Annotated in this window: 26 protein-coding genes and 2 pseudogenes; 9 read left to right on the plus strand and 19 right to left on the minus strand. The window is 72.0% G+C overall.

The annotated features are described in order from the left end of the window. Nucleotides 1-162 precede the first annotated feature (162 nt). The 8 genes from ACFV9M_RS34820 (at nt 163) to ACFV9M_RS34855 (ending at nt 7,235) form a co-directional block, all read left to right on the plus strand. Entirely contained in the window at nt 163-867 is a 705-nt protein-coding gene (locus ACFV9M_RS34820; protein WP_385072197.1) for an ATP-binding protein, read from the plus strand. 117 nt (nt 868-984) lie between these two features. Beyond that, a complete protein-coding gene (locus ACFV9M_RS34825) occupies nt 985-1,551 on the plus strand; it encodes a WhiB family transcriptional regulator (RefSeq protein WP_385072199.1) in 567 nt (188 codons plus the stop codon). Continuing rightward, nucleotides 1,548-2,615: a DUF2637 domain-containing protein gene (locus tag ACFV9M_RS34830; protein ID WP_385072201.1), complete on the plus strand. Its 1,068-nt coding sequence runs from the start codon at nt 1,548-1,550 to the stop codon at nt 2,613-2,615. The genes ACFV9M_RS34825 and ACFV9M_RS34830 overlap by 4 nt, the downstream gene beginning before the upstream one ends. 103 nt (nt 2,616-2,718) lie before the next feature. Beyond that, the gene (locus ACFV9M_RS34835; RefSeq protein ID WP_385072204.1) at nt 2,719-2,943 is read left to right on the plus strand and encodes a hypothetical protein; all 225 of its coding nucleotides are present in this window, start codon (nt 2,719-2,721) and stop codon (nt 2,941-2,943) included. Nucleotides 2,944-3,146: 203 nt separating this feature from the next. Further along, nucleotides 3,147-3,605: a plasmid mobilization protein gene (locus ACFV9M_RS34840; protein ID WP_330348757.1), complete on the plus strand. Its 459-nt coding sequence runs from the start codon at nt 3,147-3,149 to the stop codon at nt 3,603-3,605. Next, complete coding sequence (locus ACFV9M_RS34845) at nt 3,605-5,374, plus strand: relaxase/mobilization nuclease domain-containing protein (RefSeq protein ID WP_385072208.1); 1,770 nt, start codon at nt 3,605-3,607, stop codon at nt 5,372-5,374. Before ACFV9M_RS34840 ends, ACFV9M_RS34845 begins: the two co-directional genes overlap by 1 nt. Before the next feature lie 114 nt (nt 5,375-5,488). Next, nucleotides 5,489-5,884 (plus strand): hypothetical protein, encoded by a 396-nt coding sequence (locus ACFV9M_RS34850; RefSeq protein WP_385072211.1) that lies wholly within the window; start codon nt 5,489-5,491, stop codon nt 5,882-5,884. 109 nt (nt 5,885-5,993) lie between these two features. Continuing rightward, on the plus strand, nt 5,994-7,235 hold the full coding sequence (locus tag ACFV9M_RS34855; protein WP_385072214.1) for a DUF6236 family protein: 1,242 nt from the start codon (nt 5,994-5,996) through the stop codon (nt 7,233-7,235). Nucleotides 7,236-7,241: 6 nt separating this feature from the next. Here the strand turns inward: ACFV9M_RS34855 and ACFV9M_RS34860 are convergent, their stop codons facing one another. The 4 genes from ACFV9M_RS34860 to ACFV9M_RS34875 form a co-directional block, all read right to left on the minus strand. After that, entirely contained in the window at nt 7,242-7,475 is a 234-nt protein-coding gene (locus ACFV9M_RS34860) for a hypothetical protein (protein ID WP_099964086.1), read from the minus strand. A 368-nt stretch (nt 7,476-7,843) separates the two neighbouring features. Next, on the minus strand, nt 7,844-8,173 hold the full coding sequence (locus ACFV9M_RS34865; RefSeq protein WP_385072217.1) for an esterase: 330 nt from the start codon (nt 8,171-8,173) through the stop codon (nt 7,844-7,846). Between the two features lie 91 nt (nt 8,174-8,264). Beyond that, the gene (locus ACFV9M_RS34870) at nt 8,265-8,477 is read right to left on the minus strand and encodes a hypothetical protein (protein ID WP_385072220.1); all 213 of its coding nucleotides are present in this window, start codon (nt 8,475-8,477) and stop codon (nt 8,265-8,267) included. Between the two features lie 96 nt (nt 8,478-8,573). Beyond that, entirely contained in the window at nt 8,574-8,915 is a 342-nt protein-coding gene (locus tag ACFV9M_RS34875; protein ID WP_385072222.1) for a DUF317 domain-containing protein, read from the minus strand. 102 nt (nt 8,916-9,017) lie between these two features. Here ACFV9M_RS34875 and ACFV9M_RS34880 point away from each other — a divergent pair, with 102 nt between their 5' ends. Continuing rightward, entirely contained in the window at nt 9,018-9,401 is a 384-nt protein-coding gene (locus ACFV9M_RS34880; protein ID WP_385072225.1) for a hypothetical protein, read from the plus strand. A gap of 4 nt (nt 9,402-9,405) precedes the next feature. On the opposite strand, the gene ACFV9M_RS34885 is transcribed toward ACFV9M_RS34880, so the two are convergent. The 15 genes and pseudogenes from ACFV9M_RS34885 to ACFV9M_RS34955 form a co-directional block, all read right to left on the minus strand. Continuing rightward, on the minus strand, nt 9,406-9,894 hold the full coding sequence (locus tag ACFV9M_RS34885; protein WP_306503090.1) for a hypothetical protein: 489 nt from the start codon (nt 9,892-9,894) through the stop codon (nt 9,406-9,408). 71 nt (nt 9,895-9,965) lie between these two features. Further along, entirely contained in the window at nt 9,966-10,910 is a 945-nt protein-coding gene (locus ACFV9M_RS34890) for a DUF317 domain-containing protein (RefSeq protein WP_385072228.1), read from the minus strand. A 120-nt stretch (nt 10,911-11,030) separates the two neighbouring features. After that, entirely contained in the window at nt 11,031-11,867 is an 837-nt protein-coding gene (locus ACFV9M_RS34895; RefSeq protein WP_385072230.1) for a winged helix-turn-helix transcriptional regulator, read from the minus strand. A 49-nt stretch (nt 11,868-11,916) separates the two neighbouring features. After that, the gene (locus ACFV9M_RS34900) at nt 11,917-12,462 is read right to left on the minus strand and encodes a hypothetical protein (protein ID WP_385072232.1); all 546 of its coding nucleotides are present in this window, start codon (nt 12,460-12,462) and stop codon (nt 11,917-11,919) included. A gap of 21 nt (nt 12,463-12,483) precedes the next feature. Continuing rightward, nucleotides 12,484-12,633: a hypothetical protein gene (locus tag ACFV9M_RS34905; RefSeq protein ID WP_385072235.1), complete on the minus strand. Its 150-nt coding sequence runs from the start codon at nt 12,631-12,633 to the stop codon at nt 12,484-12,486. After that, complete coding sequence (locus ACFV9M_RS34910) at nt 12,630-13,298, minus strand: hypothetical protein (RefSeq protein ID WP_385072238.1); 669 nt, start codon at nt 13,296-13,298, stop codon at nt 12,630-12,632. The genes ACFV9M_RS34905 and ACFV9M_RS34910 overlap by 4 nt, the downstream gene beginning before the upstream one ends. Continuing rightward, entirely contained in the window at nt 13,295-13,783 is a 489-nt protein-coding gene (locus ACFV9M_RS34915; protein ID WP_385072241.1) for a hypothetical protein, read from the minus strand. Before ACFV9M_RS34915 ends, ACFV9M_RS34910 begins: the two co-directional genes overlap by 4 nt. After that, entirely contained in the window at nt 13,780-14,547 is a 768-nt protein-coding gene (locus tag ACFV9M_RS34920; protein ID WP_385072244.1) for a glycosyl hydrolase, read from the minus strand. Before ACFV9M_RS34920 ends, ACFV9M_RS34915 begins: the two co-directional genes overlap by 4 nt. Further along, complete coding sequence (locus ACFV9M_RS34925; RefSeq protein WP_385072247.1) at nt 14,544-15,140, minus strand: DUF4913 domain-containing protein; 597 nt, start codon at nt 15,138-15,140, stop codon at nt 14,544-14,546. The genes ACFV9M_RS34920 and ACFV9M_RS34925 overlap by 4 nt, the downstream gene beginning before the upstream one ends. A 153-nt stretch (nt 15,141-15,293) precedes the next feature. Further along, complete coding sequence (locus tag ACFV9M_RS34930; RefSeq protein ID WP_385072251.1) at nt 15,294-15,602, minus strand: hypothetical protein; 309 nt, start codon at nt 15,600-15,602, stop codon at nt 15,294-15,296. Nucleotides 15,603-15,905: 303 nt separating this feature from the next. Continuing rightward, nucleotides 15,906-16,193 (minus strand): annotated as a pseudogene (locus ACFV9M_RS34935) (DNA cytosine methyltransferase); the annotation flags it as partial. 115 nt (nt 16,194-16,308) lie between these two features. Continuing rightward, nucleotides 16,309-16,491 (minus strand): annotated as a pseudogene (locus ACFV9M_RS34940) (DNA methyltransferase); the annotation flags it as partial. 1 nt (nt 16,492) lies between these two features. Then, on the minus strand, nt 16,493-17,077 hold the full coding sequence (locus tag ACFV9M_RS34945; RefSeq protein ID WP_385072254.1) for a hypothetical protein: 585 nt from the start codon (nt 17,075-17,077) through the stop codon (nt 16,493-16,495). 70 nt (nt 17,078-17,147) lie between these two features. Continuing rightward, nucleotides 17,148-18,317: a DnaB-like helicase N-terminal domain-containing protein gene (locus ACFV9M_RS34950; protein WP_385072257.1), complete on the minus strand. Its 1,170-nt coding sequence runs from the start codon at nt 18,315-18,317 to the stop codon at nt 17,148-17,150. Then, the gene (locus ACFV9M_RS34955; protein ID WP_385072260.1) at nt 18,314-18,559 is read right to left on the minus strand and encodes a hypothetical protein; all 246 of its coding nucleotides are present in this window, start codon (nt 18,557-18,559) and stop codon (nt 18,314-18,316) included. Before ACFV9M_RS34955 ends, ACFV9M_RS34950 begins: the two co-directional genes overlap by 4 nt. Between the last annotated feature and the right edge of the window lie 165 nt (nt 18,560-18,724).

Raw genomic sequence — 18,724 nt, forward strand, 5'->3', positions numbered from 1 at the left:
GAGCTACCTCGCCGGACTCCACCTCCGCGCCTCCATGATCTGGATCAAGGACCTCACTCGAACCGCTCAATGATCACGACTCAATACAGGCCCTAACGTGCCCGCTCACCAGGCGTGGACCAACCCGGTCGACGCTGCCGCCGCCTACGCCGAGGAGCTGTGATGCGCACCCGTACCCGCGACCCGCAGACTCTCGGCGGCGCAGGCACCCTGGACCGGATGGCCCGGATCCTGGCCGCCCGCAACATCGACCCGGCAGCCGTCGCCGCCCTGGTCGACGAGCCCGAGTCCTTCTCCCCGCTGGACGCTCTGCTGGCCGCGATGCCCCCGCGCTACCAGGGCGCGGTCGCCGACCATCCGCAGGTCCTGGACTGGGTCCGGGACGTCGCCCAGCAGGCCGTCGCGCCCAGCCTGGGAGCCCGGCGGCAGGTCGCCACCGGCCCGAGTCTGCTGATGGCCGGGGTGGTCGGCGCGGGCAAGACACACCAGGCGTACGGGGCGGTCCGACAGCTGGTGCGGGCCGGGGTGGGCGTGCGGTGGCGCGCGACCACGGCCGCTGACCTGTACGCCGACCTGCGCCCTCGCCCCGGGGTGGACAGCGAGCGGGAGCTGGCGGCCGTCAGCCGGTGCCCGCTGCTGATCATCGACGACCTCGGCGCGGCCAAGGCGTCCGAGTGGGTCGAGGAAGTGACGTACCGGCTGATCAACCGCCGGTACAACCACATGCTCCCGACGCTGATCACCACCAACCTGGCGATCAAGGACCTCCGGGCCTACCTCGGCGACCGCGTCACCTCCCGACTCGCGCAGATGACCACCCGGGTCGAGTTCGAGCCGGTCGACCGCAGACGCCACCGCCCCGCCTGACCCGCCGCCGGCCGTACCGCCGGGCCGCGCCTCCAGCGCGCCGCCCCATGCACCTCCCGACCCAGCGCACCCCTCCGCCGACGCCCCTGCGCGCGGAGAGCGATCGGAGCAACCCGCATGACCACCACGACGATCAGCCCTGCCCGCCACCGGTCGCTCGGTGACCACACCTGGCAGGACCAGGCCGTCTGCCAGAGCACCGAGTACAACCCGGTGGACCCCGACACGTTCTTCCCCGAGCCCGACGAGACCGCCAAGATCGCCGCAGCGAAGTCGCTGTGCGGCCAGTGCCCGGTCCGCCGCACCTGCCTGGACGCCGCCCTGGAAGGCGGCGACACCCACGGCATACGGGGCGGGATGACCGAGGAGGAGCGCGAGCCGCTGCACGAGAACCTCGCCGGCCGCCTCGACTACAGCCGGGTCAACGCCACTGTCGCCGGGCGCGACGTCCACCTCACCAAGGCCGAGCGCCGCGCGGTCGTCCGTGCCGCCTACCGCCACGGCCTCACCGAACAGCGCCTGGCCTGGCTCCTGAAGATCAGCGAGGAGCACGCCCAGAAGCTCTACCGCGAGACCCGCCGAGCCCTGCGCAACCGAGACCTGGAGCAGACCACGCAGAACACTCCACCCCCTGAGACCGACGGCAAGCAGCTGGGCCGCGACGACTTCGGGACGGCGGCGTGACCATCGCGAGCGCGCCGAGCACGGCGCATGTCACCAGGTGGGACCGCGCGGTCGTCATCGCCCTCGGTGGTGCGGGATGCGCCCTGTCGTACGACGCCCTGCAGCAGATGGCCGTCGCCATCCACGTCCGGGGTCTGCTGACCTACCTCTTCCCTCTGGTGATCGACGGGTTCATCGCGTACGGCATCCGTGCTCTGCTGGTCCTGCGCGACGCACCGCTGCGCGCCCGGCTCTACGTCTGGACGCTCTTCGGCACGGCCACCGCCGCCAGCATCTGGGCCAACGCGTTGCACGCGGTCAGGCTGAACGAAGAGAACACATCGGCCACCGGGCTGCGGCTCGGAGACACGGTGGTCGCGGTGCTGTCCACCATCGCCCCGCTGGCCCTGGCCGGAGCGGTGCACCTGTACATCCTCATCGCCCGGGGGGCGGTCAAGGCCAGCGACCGAAGTGACCGCGATGACCTCGCTCAGGCCGGTCACCCCGGTCAGCCCGAGCGTCTCCCGGTCACTCGGACTGACCGGGCCGGCCGCCAGCAGCCGCCGCCCGGTCAGGTCAGCGCCGGACAGCCGGCCACCGCCCTGACCGACCGGCCCCGTCCGTCCCTGGACAAGCAGACCCCGGCTGCCCCGACACTGGCCGGGGACAGCGCCCCGGCGGACAGCGGCAGCCCGATCAGCAGCCAGCGTGACAAGGAGCCCAAGGCTGCTGACCTGGGTGGACAGTCGGACACCACCCCGGCGGTCAGTGACCGACAGACCGTCACCGAGCCGGTCAACGGTCACCCGGACAACCTCCCGTCGGCGACTGACCGGCCGGTCACTCCGCCACCGGTCACTGACGGCACCCCCCGGGCAACCGGTGGCCGGCGGCCTGACCCGGACACCGAGGAGCTGCTGGAGATCGCCCGGTCGGCGGTCAGGGCCGAGGACAAGCTGACCCGCAAGGTGGTCGCCCAGGCGATCCGCGGTCAGCAGATCCCGCTCTCCAGCGACACGCTGACCGCCCTGATGGTCCAGCTGCGTCAGCAGCACGGCCAGTCGGTCACCACCCCCCGGAACTGACCGCACACCCCATGGGGCGGTGACCGAGCCGGACACCTCGGCCGGTCACCCGCCCCGGACAGCCCGTCCCACGACGTCCTCCCGTGAACCGGAGAGCATCGCCATGCGCACGAAACCCGCGACACCCGCCGAGGTGGACACCTGGCTGACTGTCCTGCACCAGCGCGGCCACCTCCACCGCGCCGAATCCGGTCCCGACAACACCTGGACCGTGCAACGGTGCCGACACAGCCGCCTCTGGACCCTGCACCACCCGGTCCTGGCCATGGACTGGATCGAGGACATCGTCCGCGACATCCACCAGCAGGACGCCGAGACTGGCCGGTGACCGCCAACGACCCGGCGGCCACCACGTCCGGACCGCAGCGTGACCCCAACTCGGCTCCAGGCGGAGCAAGTTGTCGCATACGACGGTCCTACGGCCCGTCGTACGCACTTGCCCCCGCCCAGGGGAGCGGGGGAAGTCCGGCTGGTCCCCGAGCGAGGGCGCACGGTGACCAGCCGGACTCCCGGCACCAGGGGGCGCCGGTCGTGGGAGGAGAAGCAGACGACCGCGCCCCGCGCGAGCAGCAGAGCCCGAGCCAACCCGCGTTCCCCGACCGCAAGCCGCGCCGACGCACCCGCAACCCGAGCCAGCGCACCCACAAGACGACCACCCGCCTGTCCGACACCGAGAAGAGCGAGATCACTGCCGCCGCCAAGCAGCGCGCCGTCACCGTCGCCCGTTTCCTCGCCGCCGCCGGCCTCGCCGTCGCCCGCGGTTCGACCACCGTGCACACCAACGAACAGCTCGACGCCGCCATCGACGAACTGGCCGCCCTGCGCACCGCCATCTCCCGTGTCGGCAACAACATCAACCAGATCGCCTTCGTCTACAACGCCGGAGGACAGCCCCTCCCCGGCGAACTCGACCGCGCCCTGACGACCGTGAACCGCGTCCTGACCCGCGTGGACGACGCGGCAGACACCCTGGTGAAGAAGCGCCTCTGATGGTCCCCAAGATCCGACGCGGCTCGCGCACCCATGGCCTGCTCGTCTACCTGTACGGCCCCGGCAAGCGCGACGAGCACACCGACCCCCACCTCGTCGGCAGTTGGGACGGCTTCGCCCCCGACCCCGGTCGCGACACCAGCCCCGACCCCGACCCCAAGGTCACCCTCGCCCGGCTCGCCGCCGCCCTGGACCTGCGGGTCAAGCAGGCTGGCGACAAGGCGCCGACCCAGCACGTCTGGCACTGCTCGGTCCGCACCGACCCCGGCGACCGGACCCTGACCGACGACGAGTGGAACACCGTCGCCCGCCGCCTGGTCCACGCCGTCAACCTCGCCCCCGAAGGCGATCCCGACGGCTGCCGCTGGGTCGCGGTGCGCCACGCCGACGACCACATCCACATCCTCGCCACCATGGTCCGAGGCGACCTGCGCCGCCCGAGGATGAACTACGACTTCAAGAAGGCCCAGGCCGAATGCCGTTGCATCGAACAGGAGATGGGCCTGCGGCGGCTCAAGCCCGGCGACGGCACCGGAGCCAAGACGCCCACCAGCGCCGAGCGCTTCAAAGCCGAGCGGACCGGCCGACCCGAGACACCGCGCGAGACACTACGCGAAGCCGTCCGCCAGGCCGTCGCCGGAGCAGCCAGCGAAGCCGAGTTCTTCACCCGCCTTCGCGAGGCGGGCCTGCGCGTCAAGCTCCGGCACGCCCCCTCCGGCGACGTCCTCGGCTACACGGTCGCGCTGCCCGGAGACCGCAACCGTGATCGCGAGCCGGTCTGGTTCGCGGGCTCGACCCTAGCCCCCGACCTCTCCTATCCCAGGATCCAGCGCCGCCTTGCCGACGGAACCCCCGAGACGGGCCCGCTGCTGGAAGCCGACAGCGTCCGCTTGGACTGGTCGCCGTCCGCACGGGGGCGACGCACCGCGACCGGGATCGCCGAGCGCGCCGCAGTTCTCCTGGACAGCGACGACGACGAAGCCGCAGCCCAACTCGTCGGAGTCGGCGAACTCCTGGACGCCGTCGCCCAGACCTCCCCGGCCGCCACCCGCGCCGAACTCGGCGCCGCCGCCCGCTCCTTCGAACGCGCCACCCGCAGCCACGTCCGAGCCGAACGCGCCGACACCCGGGCGATCCGCTCGGCGGCCCGGGGCATCATCCAGGCCGGCGGCGCGCTCGGACGAGGAGAAGACGGCGGCACCACCGCCATGCTCGTCTCCACCCTCGTCCTCGTGGCGCTAGCCGCAGCACGCTGGCACTCCGCACGCGGTCACGCCCAGCAGGCCGAAGCCTCCCGACAGGCCGCCGAGCACCTTCGCGCCGCCTACCGCCATGCCGCCGCCGCACCCATGCAGGCCCTGCGCGACCAGGGCCGAGCCTTGCCCGAAGCCCAGCGCCGCACCTACGAGACCACCATCCGCGCCGCCCTGCCCGAGAACCGCACCCGACCCCGCACGAGCACGAAGAACGACGCCCTGGCCGCCACCCTGGCCCAGGCCGAGCAGGCAGGCCACGACCCGAAGGCCCTCCTGCAGGAGGCCATCGCCATGCGCGAACTCGACACGGCCGAGGACGTGAACGACGTCCTGGTCTGGCGACTGCGCCGCCTCGCCCAGCTCCCCGCCCACCCGGGCGAAGCCACTCGACGCCCGCAGGCCGGCACCGGTCGCGCCACGCCTCCCGCCAACCCGGCCAGCGTCCGGACCGCGCCCCCGGCCTCGCCGAGGCCCGCCGCACCGGACCCGCACAGCCGCCCGCCGCGTCGCTGACCAGCAGTCCGGCAAGCCCGCCACCATCCTGCCGGACTGCGCGAAACACCTGGACAACCCGCTCCACCGGCTGTTACGGATGAAGAGAAGGCCCTCGACCGGGAGACGACGCTCGTGCTCAGAACGACCGACAACCACGTAGAGACGGCCCCCGTCCTGCCCGCCGCCCCCGCCGGAAGTGATCCCCTGCTGCAACTCCAGTACGAGACGCAGCCGCCCAGCGGACCCGGAACGACGCGATGCCTCAGCCACCCGCCGGTGCTGTCCCTGCGCGGCATCGCCGTGCTGTGCTCGGCCTGCCGGGCCCGGCGCGACTGGCTGCTCATCAACCACGGCCGCAATGTCTGGGTCCGCTGCCGCTGCGGCAACCAGTGGCTCGAGCCCGAGATCAGCCGCGCCGACTTCGACGCCATGATCGCCATCCCGGACGGGACGACGTACCCCAGCGTCGGACAGGGCCTGATCGCACTCGGCTTCGACGGCGCGTTCGCCGGCACCTACCTGGAGTAGGGCAGCGCGGTTCCGCTCCCTGAACCAGCAGCGAACACTGCTTGCGTAGCATGCTGTCGGCCCCCGGACGCATCCGGTGAGGCCGACATGACGCGGTGAAAGGGCAGCAGTGCAGCGGATCGGCCTCTACTACCCGTACGTGCACTTCCGCAAGGAGCAGTGGATCAAGGCCGCCGCCCTCTACTGGCCGGGTCTGGCCCGAGTCGTACCACGCGGATTTCGTGTCAACGACCCGGACCTGGTCAAATCCCTGCGCGACGGGCTGGACAACTTCCTCACCGACGTGGACCCCAGGGAGGCGGCAGCCGCTGTCGCCCCAGCGTTCCTGAAGGCGGTCGAGGACCACGGCACCGAACTGAGGCAGCGCTTTCTGGCAACGGCCGACACCCGACCCTTCCACACGCAACAGGGGAACCGGCCCGCGCTGTTGATGGGACAGCGCATCATCAACGCCGAGCCGACCTCGCCTGACGACCAGCGAACGCTCCCGCGCGACGAACGCCCCCTCGCCGGCCTCTACCCGAACGAGGTAGACCCAGGGCTCGCCGACGCCCTACGCGGTGCCGGTCTCGCCGTGCCGGCCATGCGGTCGCGCATCGCCAGATCCTCGGACGTGACGTGGCTGGCCATGGACCCGGTCCTGGCCTGGATCTACAAGTGCGTGCTCACCGAGGAGCTGGCCCGCCGTACGCGCTACGCGCCGATCACCGACCAGGTCGAGGCCCACAGTGCCACCGACGGCTGGGACAGCGACCGGATCGCTGCCGCCATGTTGGGTGAGCCGCCCCGACCGGCAAGCTCCGACGAGACAACACGACTCGGGCTGATGGCCGTGCAGTGCGTCCTCCCGGACGGCCTGCGCTCGGTGCCGGTGGCGAAGATCATCCAACTGCGGAACGACTACAAGGCAGAATTCAGTGCCTTCAGGCAAGCAGTCGACAAGGCTGCGGCAGACCTGCGGGAGCAGGTGGGCGGCATCGAAGACCGCGCAGCCTTCGAACACCACCTCCGGATGACATTCGCCGAGAGCATCGCCCAGCCACTTGAGGACCTGCGGAAGGCTATGAGCGGCCTCAACCTCAAAACCTTCTACAGCGCGCTGAACTACAAGTTCGAAGTGCCCGCCCTCGCCGCGGCGGCGAGCGGCTGGGCAGGCAACGTGCCGATCGCCGGAGGAAGTCTCGCGATCGCCGCCGCGACCCTGCGCCAGGCCACGGCGGAGGCCCGCGACGCTCAGCTCGCTGGCTCTCCGGTCAGCTACCTGCTCAGGGTGGAACGGAACCTGAAGCCGACCACACTGGTGCGGCGGGTGGCGCGAACGCTTGGCCGAGCTGTCGGCTCCGGAATCTAGCCGCGCTCAACCGCGGTTGCTGTGCTTGGGCAGCTCGCCCCGGAAGTCGCAGCCGGGGCACTCGTCTTCGCCCTGGACATGGCCCTCGTACCAGCCGTGGACGGCTGCGTGGAGGATCGCCTCCTCTACCGAGGCTTCGCCGCTGCGGACCGAGGCGATGGCGTTGCCGACAATCAGCCGGAGCACGGCGCTGTCTGGCGAGGGGAACGGCGGGGACGGCATCGGCGAGTCGGTCGTCATGGCCGCAGACTATGGGTGGGACCGACTGCCGGTCAGCCGGATGCCGTGCCGTCGGGTCGGGCGGTGCCGTGCAGGTCGCTGTGGCCCCCCGGTTGACCGGCTGCCAGTCCCGGAAGATGGCGTGCCTCCGGCGCAGCCGGTCCGGCACGCTGTTGACGTCGGGCTCCGGCAGACTGCACCGGCTCTTGCGGCTGCGGGCTGCCCGGACGCGGATGCCCAGGTGGGCGGCACCTCCGGATACCCCAGGCCGTTGGTCGTTGGCCGTCCTGTCTACTCGCTCGCCGGTGATGAGCGTACGCACCATCCGGACGGGTGTACGGCGGAGGCCGCCCCTGCTGTGGGCGGGGGCGGCCTTCTGCGGGTGGCGGTCAGACCTCGGCGAGGCGGTTGGAGAGGTCCAGGGCGCTGGTGGCGACGGCGAGGGCGGCGCACAGGCCGGTCACCTCGTGGATGGTGGGGCGGACCAGGCGTGGCCAGTCGTCGGGGGCGGCGGGCCAGGAGGCGAGGAGGACCTCGGTGGTGGCCAGGCCTAGGTGGGCGGTGACGTCCCAGCCCGCGCGGGAGGCGGGCTCCCAGTGCAGACGGATACGGCCGAGCGGGAGTTCATGGGTGTCCGCCGGGATCCAGGAGACGTCGAGCGGTCCCTCCGGGAGGGCGGAGACGCGCTGGACCAGTGCGCCGCTCGCTCCCGGCGGCATGGGCCGCACGGCGAGGGCGTGCAGAGGGTGGGCGGTGGAAGGGCGGTGTCGCGGTGAGATCGGGGCCTCCTGGACAGGTTCGTACGGCGGGTCAGGCCCAGGCGAGGGCGTTGCGGACCGATGCCGGGAGGTAGCCCTCTTGGCCGTTTTCGGCGATGAACGCCATGCCGTCGCCCACGACGACGTCGGTGCCGAGGTAGTGGGCGAAGGGCCAGTCGGGGTTGACGGCCAGGCGAATTGGCAGGTCGGGGTCGAGGTCCTGAAGTTGGCGGAGCAGGTGGCCGACGGTCAGGTGCTGGGGCAACGGGGAGCCTCCGGGATCGAGGGTGAATCGGTGTGGTGATAGAGCGTCAGGGGCGTCGAAGCAGAGTTGGTCGCGCATGACCGGCTGCTGGGCGGTTCAGCGGCTTGCGATGAGCGTGGCGAGGAACCCGGCCACGGCCTCGGAGGGGGTGTCGACGCCGAACTCCTGGATCCAGGGCTTGGCGTCGGAGGGGTGGACCCGGACCTGCCAGACGATGCCGCTCTTCCAGGCGGTGGTGTCCTCGGGGAGCCAGCTGACGTAGACGCGGCCGTCCGGGCTGGTGCAGTGCACGTTGGCTTCCGGGGTGTCGACTATCGCCCAGCCGAGCCCGCCGAGCAGTTCGAGTACCGGGCTCGCGCAGTGGTCGCTGGAGAGCCAGGCGCGTTCCTCCACGGCGGGGCGGACGACGGCTGGCAGGAGGGTGCTGGAAGCGTTCACGAGTGGGCGTCCCTTCGTTGACCTGCGGGTTTTCCCGAGGTCCGTACGTTGACATGCGGTGTGCCGAAGTACGTAGTCGTTTCCGGGAAGGTGAGGTCTGCCGTGGGCGAACTGGCCGCCGAGGGGGGAGGAGGCCTGCGGGCCGGGGAATGGATCGGCGCGACCGGTTGTCGTAACCGGGTTGCGGCGCAGGGCCGTACAGAGCAGAAGGGGCAGGCCGTGGCGGGGTCGAGCACACACTGGGACGGTGCCGGGCTGGAGCGCAAGATCCGTGGTGCCGGGCGGCCGTGGACGGTGGGCGACATAGCGATGGTGGCCGACGGGCAGTGGGCCGTGGGCATCCAGGCCCGGAGGCTGCGTGGCGGGGAAGCCGTGGTGGAGCGTCGGATCGCGGACGGGCGGCGCGTCGAGCTGACGTTGGTGGAGCTGGCCCGCGCGATGGACTCCTGGTTCGGCGCGGCCCATCGCGACGAAGACTCCCGCTGACCGGTTACCGTCCGGGCCCGGTCGTGGCCACCGTGGGGCGGACAGCGGCCGACGGGGCGGGCTGGTCCGGTGGTTGGCCCAGGGTACGCGGCGCGTGCGCGGAGCGGGCGACAGCGGCCTGGGCCAGGCTGAGCGACGGTGCCCGGTCCGTGGTCACGGCGGCTTCGCGGGCCTCGATCACGTGGCTGATCGCCTGCAGGGCTATGCGGCTTTCGGCCTGCGCGACGCGCAGGTCCACCGCCGAGCTGGTGATCCGCTCCAGGTCGTGGAAGGCCGGCACATGATCGGGCCGGGTGAGGGCGTGCAGGCGGTCCTGGTGGACGGCGACCGCGTTGTTCGAGACGACGAGGCTCGAACGGATATGCATTGCCGAGCGCAGGAGCGGATCCTCGACGGGGCGGCGAACCGCGAGGGTTTCCAGCGCCTCGATGGGGCGGCCCCAGGCTTTCTCGATCATCGCGTCGGCCTGGTCGAGTGCGGTGGCGTCGGGCATGGCGGAACTCCCGGTATTCGGAGGTGCTGCTTCGGTCAGAGGCGACGTCTCGGAGGGGCTGGGGGCGGGACTCAGCGGCTGTGCCGTGGGGCTGACGGGCTGGCTGGCGGCCTGGCCGCCGCTGCGTGTGCGAGGTTGCCCGACAGATTCTGTGCCGAAGTCGCGGTGCGACTGCGAGCGGCCACCACGCGGAGGTCGGCTGCTGTCTGCGGGGCGCGTGCGGCGCGGTGGACGGCCTGGGCGACAGCGGTGCGGCGCACGTCGAGTGGGGTCGGAGCACGAGAGATCTGAGGATCGGCGGCTTGGCCGACCGGGGCCAGTGTGACCAGGTGCTCCACCTTGCGGTTGATCTGGTGCCGCTGACGAATCGCCGGGGCTGAGTCCGACATGGCGGCTGCGGTCGCCGCGACCAGGTGGGTCGGGGTGCGGGCTGTGAAGACCGCTTCCGCGCGCGTGCTCCAACCCGGAGGACCGGCCCACAGCCTGACGGTTTCGTCGTCCCAGTCAGAGAGGCGGTTGTCGATCAGGACGCCTGCTTGTCCGTCGGGGGCGATGATCTCGACAGTGCCGCGCTCGGCCGCCCCGTCGCGGGTCCAGCCGGCATTGGTCAGCGGCCGCACGGCAGCAGCCCAGTACAACGACGGGCTCGTCAAGAAGCGCGCGTTGCCTTCGGTGGCCTCGGCTTCGGCGTAGTCGCGGGCCAGAGCGCTGGTGAGCCCGGCGACGATCTCGGCCGGGGTGACGTGGTTGAAGGTTGCCGTCCAGCGGGGTGCGGAGACGGCGTCCTCGGCGGCGGTGATCTTCCACAGTTCGAAGTCGTCGCCGAACCAGCCGATCCGTATTCGCTGGTCGGGCGAGGTGACGAGGAGCTGGCAGGGGCCCTCGTCGAGATAGTGGTGCGGCCAGTGACTGACAGGGGCGAAGCCAGCGTCCCCGGTCCCGTTGGAGCCGGCCAGGTACATGGGGCTGACCAGTACCTCTTGATAGGGATGCTGGTCGTAGGGCTGGGTGTTCATGGTCGGGACTCCGAGGTGTAGGAGGGGAACGCGCCCGCGTGTGCAGAGGAACGAACGGCTGGACTGCACGGGGGCGCCGTGGCAACGGCGTGAAGCGGCTGGCTCTCAGTGCCACCCGGATCACCGGCCCCGGGAGGAGGCCGACTGAGCGGCCACGGCCACCGGCACCCGCGGTTGTGGCTGCGGGGCATGGCTGAACAGGGAGCTGGGCGCGGCGGTGCTCCGCCGCAGGGCCGCTGAGGTACGGATGCCGTCCGACCCCGGCGGGATGCCCGTGAGGGTGCGCGTGGCCGCCGCGACCCGGACAGGGGCGGGACGCGGTGCGGCGGCGGGGTTGCTCCAGTGCTCGACGGCTGCGTAGACAGGGCCCAGCGCCCGCCCGGCTGCGGTCAGGACGTACGGATCGCCGTGGCGCGGCCCGGTGCGGGTGACCAGGCCGTCGAGCTGAAGCCGGATCAGGCGCTGCCGGGTGAAGCTGTTGTCCAGTCCTGCCTGTTCGGCGATGCGGACGAGCCGCATGGGCCCGCCCGCGTCGAGGACCTGGATCACGGCGGTCGAGTGGCGAAGGTGCAGCCGGCGCACGGCGTCCTCGACGCGCTCGGCACCGGCCACCTTGCCGAGCGACAGGTGCATGTGGGACCAGTCGGACAGCGCACGGTATACCGGGGACAGTGCGTCGCCGAACCCACTGAGCTGGTACGGGGCACCGCGGCGATCACCGGCTCGGGTCACCAGCCCGTCATCGTGCATCTGGGCCAGCCGCTTGCCGACGAACTGCTCGGTGACGAAGGGGAGGCGGGCGGCGACATCACGCACACGCATGGGGCCGCCATGCTGGGCCAGGGTCTGTGCCGACCAAGTGGTCCACTTCGGCGCTATGAGGGACAGTGCGTCCTCGACGCGTTGGGCGTCGACGAAGCCGATCTGGGAGGTTGCGGGTTGTGCGGGGGCGGACATGGCGGTAACTCCGTTATGACGACGAGGGAATCGGGCTGCGGGGCGCGGGTCAGTGAGGGTCGCGCTCGGCGCGGAGACGCTGGAGCACCGTGCCGAGGCGGCGGTTGCTGACGTGGATGCCGCGGGCGCGTAGGCCTTGGCGTAGGGCTTCGCGGTTGAGCCGGGGCAGACGGGCGGCGACCTGGCGGGCTACGGCTATGAGGTCCTCATCGCCCGGCGCGGGGCCGGTTCGCCGGGCGGTCGAAGGCCGGCGGGCGGCAGGCTGGTCCAGGAGGAGGCGGACGTCCAGCAGGTCCCAGACTGCCTCGGCTTCCGACTGCTCGCGGCGTTCGAGGTCCACGACTTCAGCCGCGTACCGCAGCACGAGGTCGTCGAGGGCGTGTTCGCCGGAGCGGCAGCGCTGCCAGGCCGCGTCGAGATTGCGGCGGGCGGCACGGGCATGGGCGTTCGTCGTGGCCAGGCCGTCGAGCCGCCGCAGCACGATGGGCAGAACGGGATCTCCCGAACCGCCATGCGCGCTGTGGCGCTGGAGGTCCTCCAGCGGGCGGCCGTACCGGTGCTCGACCAGGTGGCGGGTGTAGTTCACGGTGGACATGGGGTCTTCCTCCTGGGGATTTCAGCGGGAGCGGGAGGGCTTGGCGGTCGGGCCGGTGAGGGAACGCGGGTCGCGGGGTGGATGGTCGTCGCTCAGCGCCCAGGGGTCTTCGACGCCGAACTCCTCGGTGACCAGCGCACCGGGCCGCTTCGCCCTGTCGTGGGGGTTCATTCGGCAGCGTCCATCCGGGCGAGCAGGGAGCGCACCAGGGTGGGCAGGCTGTCGGGGCCCTCGCCGATTCGGACGTGATCGGTTGCTTCGCCGAGGACGTACGCGGCGTCTTCGAGCAGGCCGCTGGAGATCTCCATGCAGGCGTCGGTGATCCGGGAGGCGGCGAGCAGGGACCGCGAGAGCACCTCGACGTAGTCGCCGGGGCTGAGGTCGGCAGCCTTGGCGGCTGTGCGGATGGCGGCCAACTCCAGCGCGCTGAACGCGAAGTCGAACTCGTCGTCCTGGTTCGTTGGCGAGGGCGCGGCGAAGGCCGGGTCCGGCGGCTCGGCGGGGATGCCGACGCGCGTGCAGATCTGGTCGACGGAGGCGGTCAGCTCGGCGAGGGACTCGGTGAGCCAGCCGAGCGCGGAAGCGTAGGACGCCAGGGTGAACAGACCGGCGGGGGTGGAAGGCAGCGGCTCCTCGACGACGAACTCTTCGAGCCGGTCGTTCAGTTCGCGGACAACCCGGGGGCCGACGGACAGCGCTCCGAGGACGGGATGCAGGTAGGAGCGACCGGCGGAGGTGGGGTACTCGGTCGTCAGGACCTCCGAGACGCTCCGCGCGGCGTCGGTGAGCAGCCCGGCCAGTTCGGTGCGGTCGAGGGACGCACGGTCGGCGGTCATCGCATGGAGGCCTTTCGGGAGGCGGCCGGGGCGGCGGGGCTGGCTGCCGCCGGTGCGGTGGCCGGGAGGGACGCGGTCGGGTCGATCACGTGGGGAGACCAGGACCGGGCCGCCTGGACTCGGGCCTCGGCCGCCGCGTCGGTGCCCTCCTGCCGGTTGAGGCCGGTCCGGTTGGTGCGGCGCTGGGCCGTGCGGTAGACCGCGTAGTCCTCCCGTGCACCGGCCGCGACGAGGTAGATCTCGCGCTTGTGGGTCGAGGTGGGCGGGGCCGGGCGGAACTGGATGACCATCCGGTAGGAGACGGCCGGGTCGACGTAGACCTTGTGGAAGCCCGCGAGGCGGCCGGTCAGCGGCAGGCAGTCGTCGCTGCCGTGGACCAGGTTCTGCAGTTCCAGCAGCGCCAGGTCGCGGATCTCGTCGGGGAGTTGGCGCAGGTCCGCGATGGCGTCCGGATGGGCGGCGAAGGCGAAGCGGGCGCGGCTCACATCGGCCTCCGAGACTTCGGACGCTGACCCGTTCCTGCCGACCGCGCGCTGCCCGTGTCGAGGTCGGCTTTCGGGATCGCGGAGGCACCCGATGACCGGGTGAGGGCGGCGCGGGCCAGCCGGGCGGCGGCCTCACCGCGGTAGTCCGGAGGCTGCGGCAGCGGACTGCCGCGGTGCTCCAGCCAGTGCCGGGCGGCGGCCTCGTCGGCGAAGGCGCCCTCGCGCATCGTGTATGTGTGGGCGTCGGGGTTTCCCTCTTCGAGGAAGACGCGAATCGGTGCCTGGGCGGCGCTGGAGTCACGGGTCAACGTCCACGTCTCGGACGGGGCGTAGTCCGAGGTCCAGCTGTCGAGGACCTCGTAGCGGGAGCCTGACTCCCGGATCTGCCGCTCGACCCAGAGGGTGAGATCGTCGGCGGGCTTCAGGAAGTCCCCCTTGGCCTGGGTGATCCGCTCGGGCGGGCAGCCGCGCTCGATCAGCCAGTTCTGGGCGAACGGCAGGCTGGCGTGGTTCGCGGTCTCGAAGGTGAACGTGCGCTCGCGCGGGTCCCGCGTGATCTTGATGGCGACGAGCGCCGGATCACCGGGGACGCCCCAGGTCATCGACCTGTCGTGGGCGACGAGGTAGCTGTGTGTCCCCTCCGGGGTGGTGTGGTGCTCGGCCAGCACGGTCAGGTCTCCGGCGCAGATGCTGCTCTCGGCGAGTTCGGAGGCGGCGTCGGCAGGCTCGAAGTCGGCGAGGCGGAAGTCGGGTTCGGCGGTCACGGGGTGGCTCCCGTCAGCTCGGGCGCCGGGGTGGCCAGCACGCGGTGGTTGGGCCGGGTCGGGCTCGTTGTGCATGCGGCGAAGGGGCCGTCGGGGGCACGGAGATGAACCAGGGCCTGGTCGAGGTGGTCGCGGTGCCACGTCGAGGGACCGGAGAGGCCGGCCTCGGCGTCGGTGAGCTGCTGCCACGCGAGCCAGAGCGCGTGCAGCCGGGCAACGGCCTCGGGGTGCTCGTGCCACTGGTCGCACCACGGTCGGGTGGTGCTGATCTCCCGTCCGTAGACGGGCAGGAACAGGTGGTTCACCCAGTCGCTGAGCGCGGCCAGCTCGACGGCGTACGCCTCGCCGCCCAGGGCGAGGATGAACACCGAGGCCGGGGCGGCGGCCTTGTCGGCGTCGGCAGCGCCTGCGGTGGAGGTGGCCGCGGTGGGCTGATGGGTGGGGACGGGCTCGGAGCCGAGGCGGTCCAGGATGACGCCGTGCTGGCGTACCTCCGCCATGGTCTTGGCGAGGGTGCTGGCGAGATCGTCGAGGTCGCCGTCGGGAACGCGGAACGGCTCGGGCTCGGGGGTGGCCTTGCTGGGGTCGGACATGGCGGATCCAAGGGAGTGAGCGAGCAGGGCGGGGGCGAGGTGCGGCGCGCTCTTCTGGAGGTCACGGCGGTGCTCCCTTCGCAGGTAGGCATGGGCAGGAGGATGCGGGGCTTCCGCGATTTGGCGCGGCCGGGGAAACCGGGTAGTGGGGCGCTACGGCGCGGTGCAGCGGGGGCAGCGCGGGAAGGGCGGTGCCAGCAACTGCACGGCGCGGGCGGCCTGTTGGGGGACCACGCCGTTGCCGAGGGCGGTGAGCTGAGCCGGTCGGCCGAGTCCCGGAGTTGCGGTCACCCAGCCAGGAGGCAGGCCCTGCATCCACTCCACGAAGTGGGCGCGCAGGCGTCCGGCGGCGTCGGTGGGCGGCGGCGCGGGGCGGGTGAGGTTCTCCCATCGGGCGATGGCGGAGGCGTACGCTCCCCATCGCCCGTCGGTACCTCCGCTTCCGTGGCCGCCTCCGCCCACAGCGGCAGGACTGCCGCTGACAGGGGCGGGCGCCAGCCCTTGCCCGGACGGCGGCCCGGGGTGCCGGTGTCGCTCGCCCTCGGGGTGGGCAGCAGCGATGCTGCCGCGCTCGGCAGCGTCATGTTCCCGTTGCCGGGCCGCTGGTTCGGCGAGCCCTTGATCCCGTCCGACGCCTTCGGCGTGGGCAGCAGCCACTCGACCTCGTCGGCCAGGTTGGGGCCGTGGCCGCCGCTCTTCCTCTTCGCGGGGTGCTGGGAGCCGCCGTTCTTGCCGATGTTGCTCGTCGGGGTCTTGAGCAGGGTGCTCGGCGGGCCAGGCGGTGAGGAAGGTGCGCTCGCGACGGTGGGGGGCTCCGACGTCGGAGGCACGAAGCACGAGCCACCTCGCGTCGTACCGGAGATCGGCCAGGGAGCCGAGTACGGCACCAAGTGCCCGCACAGGAGGCTGGGTTGGGTCGTCTCCCAGACACCACGGGCAGAATTCCACGTCGCCAGGGGAACCGGCGGGCGAGGTGAGGAGGCCTCGGACATTCTCGATCACCACCAAGCAGGGGCGGAGGGCTTCGACCGCACGGGCGACGTGCAGCCACAGCCCCGAGCGGGTGTGGGGGTTGAGTCCGGAGCGGCGGCCGGCGACGGAGACGTCTTTGACAGGGGAAGCCGGCCGTCAGGACGCACACCCGAGGAACATCGGCCCAGTCGACGGCAGCGATGTCCCGCAGATTGGGCACGCCGGGCCAGTGGCGGGCCAGGATGCGCGCTGCGTCGGGGTTGATCTCGGCGTGCCAGGCCACGGTGCCGCCGAGCGCGGTCTGGACCCCGAGGTCCAGACCGCCGTAACCCGAGCAGAGCGAGCCGATCAACGGCGTTCGCGCGGTGGTGGGTTCCATGTCACCGGCCACGTGCGATTCGGTCCGAGGGGGCAACCGGGGCCGTGGTGACGTTGGGCGGCGGGGGCCCCGGAGAACGCGCCGTGGTCGCGGACCGGCTGCGGGCGGCCTGGAGCCGTGCGGACGGGGGAGAGACCGTTGCCGATGCGGCGTGCAGGGAGTTGGCCCCGTCGTGCAGGGCCGCGTCGGCGGTGGCGAGTGCTTCCTCGATCACCCGTACTGCTGCCTCCCGGGCATCCCTGGCGTCGGGCTGGTCGCGCAGGCTCTCGGTCTGGTTCAGGAAGGCGAGCTGGTGGGCCACCGCTCCCAGGGCGGAAGCCGCTTCGCCCGCGGGCTCGACGGCGGCGGCGAAGCTGGTGATCACGCGAGCGGTGTGGGGCGCATGGTCCTGGTCGGCGGCGCGGAAGAGGACCTCGTCGCCCAGATCGGTGACCAGCTTTCCGAGCTCGGAGATCTGGCGTGCGACGGCGGCGACGTCGGGTGTGCGGTGGGGGTCTCCCGGCATCGGCATCTTGCCGCGCTGGGTGTCGAAGGCGGAGGCCGTGGCGCGCAGAGCCAGGGCGTCGGAGAGCGGGGTGTTGTCCATGGGGCGCTCCAAGGTGGGGACGGTCGGATGGGCTGGGTTGGTTTGTGAGCGGGTGAGAGCGGAGGACGGCTCAGCCGTGGGTGCGCGAGGGCGGTCGTGCGGCTGATGATGTGGAGGCAAGGCTTGGGCGTTCCGAGGGCCGTGCGGCCGGTCGCGCCGTGCTGCGGGCGAGGGCGGCGTGGACCTGCGCGGTCGGGGGTCCCTCTGTCGGTGGCGCGGGCGGCGGCGCCGGAGCGGGGTGGCCGTTCGCGGCTTGCCAGCGGGCACGCACTTCGTCGAGCGGCCCGAGCGCGTGCAGGGCGTGGCTGATGAGCCGTCCAGGGGCCAGGGTCTCGTTCTCGGCCAGGGCGCGGATGGCGCGGGCGGAGGCGGCGGCCGTACGGGCGACGGAGGAACGCACGATCTGCTCGCCGAGCCATTCGGCGCTGCCGGGGCCGACGCCGTCGTAGATGGCGGTGAGCTGTTCGGTGGTCAGCGTGCCGTCGGCCAGCAGACCGCGCCGCTGGGCTTCCCACAGCACGGTGATCCGGTCGATGGGTTCGCCGCGGTGGTGCAGCGCTCCCAGGCAGCGGTAGAGCTGGCCGTAGGCGGGGTCGGCGAAGTCGCCGGGTCGCAGCCAGCCGACGACTTCGTCCATCGCCTTCGGCCGCTCGACCAGGACCGCCAGCAGGATCTGCTCGTCCTCGGCGACCTGTTCCGCTCGTACCGGCTGCGGCGCGACGGGAGCTGTGGGCGGCGGTGTCGCCGGGGCTACCGGGCGCGGTTCGGCCCCCCAGCGGCGCGCGAGGTCTTCGAGCACCCCGGCCAGGACGTCCGCATGGTGCAGCGCTCCTTCCACCTCACCTTGGAGAGCATCGGCGCGGGCTGCCTGGTGAAGGCGGATCGCGTGCGCGGTCACGCTGCGGTGGATCGCTCCCTCCAGCACCATCCGGCCGTACACCGGGGCGTGCTCGGGTCGCGGGCAGGCCGAGATCAGGATGTGGGGATACACGGCAGTCAGCCCTCGGACGTGGTGACTGGCCTCGGCGACGGCGTCCGTCACCCAGGACAGCGGCACGCGTTCTCCGGTCGCCACGGCGGGATGGTTCTCGGTCCGGAGCTTGCGCAAGGCGGCGAACAGCGCCTGGTGGATGGGCCGGTAGAAGTGATCCGGCGCCAGCCAGTCCAGGTGCGCGAGCTGGCCGGGATCGAGCAGCACCGAGCCGAGCACCGCCTGCTCGGCACTCAGCAGCGGGTTCATCGCCGCCGCCCGGGGCGGGGAGCCGGCGGATCGTCCTGCTGCGAGCGGAGGCCGGCGACGGCTTGGTCGGCGGCGGTCATCGCGTCGGCGAAGCGGTCCAGTTCGCTGGTGAACGTCGGATCGGTGGCGAGGACCGATCCGGAACCGGTGACCAGCCACCACTGGCCACCGCGTCGGACGACCGGTGACCGGGCGAGGCGTTCGGAACGCGTCGGAGGAGGGGACGGAGTGCGCGAGGACATGAGGGGACTCCTGAGCAGGTAGGGGGGGAGGGGCAGGCCGTGAGGTCGATGTCGGCCCGGACGGGGGTGCCGGAGCGGCAGGACCAGGCGGGAAGGCGTCCGGATGGCCGTTCTCCGGTTCGGCGTCCGTGAGCGCGTCGGAGATGTCGCCTGACGTCCGGACCA

It is taken from the genome of Streptomyces sp. NPDC059895 (assembly GCF_042731035.1).
Lineage (GTDB): Bacteria > Actinomycetota > Actinomycetes > Streptomycetales > Streptomycetaceae > Streptomyces.

Excerpts from the sequence above, each read along its gene's own strand:
- ACFV9M_RS34820 (WP_385072197.1), top strand. The coding sequence starts at position 163 with ATGCGCACCCGTACCCGCGACCCGCAGACTCTCGGCGGCGCAGGCACC.
- ACFV9M_RS34825 (WP_385072199.1), top strand. The coding sequence starts at position 985 with ATGACCACCACGACGATCAGCCCTGCCCGCCACCGGTCGCTCGGTGAC.
- ACFV9M_RS34835 (WP_385072204.1), top strand. The coding sequence starts at position 2,719 with ATGCGCACGAAACCCGCGACACCCGCCGAGGTGGACACCTGGCTGACT.
- ACFV9M_RS34845 (WP_385072208.1), top strand. The coding sequence starts at position 3,605 with ATGGTCCCCAAGATCCGACGCGGCTCGCGCACCCATGGCCTGCTCGTC.
- ACFV9M_RS34860 (WP_099964086.1), bottom strand. The coding sequence starts at position 7,475 with ATGACGACCGACTCGCCGATGCCGTCCCCGCCGTTCCCCTCGCCAGAC.
- ACFV9M_RS34865 (WP_385072217.1), bottom strand. The coding sequence starts at position 8,173 with ATGCCGCCGGGAGCGAGCGGCGCACTGGTCCAGCGCGTCTCCGCCCTC.
- ACFV9M_RS34885 (WP_306503090.1), bottom strand. The coding sequence starts at position 9,894 with ATGCCCGACGCCACCGCACTCGACCAGGCCGACGCGATGATCGAGAAA.
- ACFV9M_RS34890 (WP_385072228.1), bottom strand. The coding sequence starts at position 10,910 with ATGAACACCCAGCCCTACGACCAGCATCCCTATCAAGAGGTACTGGTC.
- ACFV9M_RS34895 (WP_385072230.1), bottom strand. The coding sequence starts at position 11,867 with ATGTCCGCCCCCGCACAACCCGCAACCTCCCAGATCGGCTTCGTCGAC.
- ACFV9M_RS34900 (WP_385072232.1), bottom strand. The coding sequence starts at position 12,462 with ATGTCCACCGTGAACTACACCCGCCACCTGGTCGAGCACCGGTACGGC.
- ACFV9M_RS34905 (WP_385072235.1), bottom strand. The coding sequence starts at position 12,633 with ATGAACCCCCACGACAGGGCGAAGCGGCCCGGTGCGCTGGTCACCGAG.
- ACFV9M_RS34910 (WP_385072238.1), bottom strand. The coding sequence starts at position 13,298 with ATGACCGCCGACCGTGCGTCCCTCGACCGCACCGAACTGGCCGGGCTG.
- ACFV9M_RS34925 (WP_385072247.1), bottom strand. The coding sequence starts at position 15,140 with ATGTCCGACCCCAGCAAGGCCACCCCCGAGCCCGAGCCGTTCCGCGTT.
- ACFV9M_RS34945 (WP_385072254.1), bottom strand. The coding sequence starts at position 17,077 with ATGGACAACACCCCGCTCTCCGACGCCCTGGCTCTGCGCGCCACGGCC.
- ACFV9M_RS34950 (WP_385072257.1), bottom strand. The coding sequence starts at position 18,317 with ATGAACCCGCTGCTGAGTGCCGAGCAGGCGGTGCTCGGCTCGGTGCTG.
- ACFV9M_RS34955 (WP_385072260.1), bottom strand. The coding sequence starts at position 18,559 with ATGTCCTCGCGCACTCCGTCCCCTCCTCCGACGCGTTCCGAACGCCTC.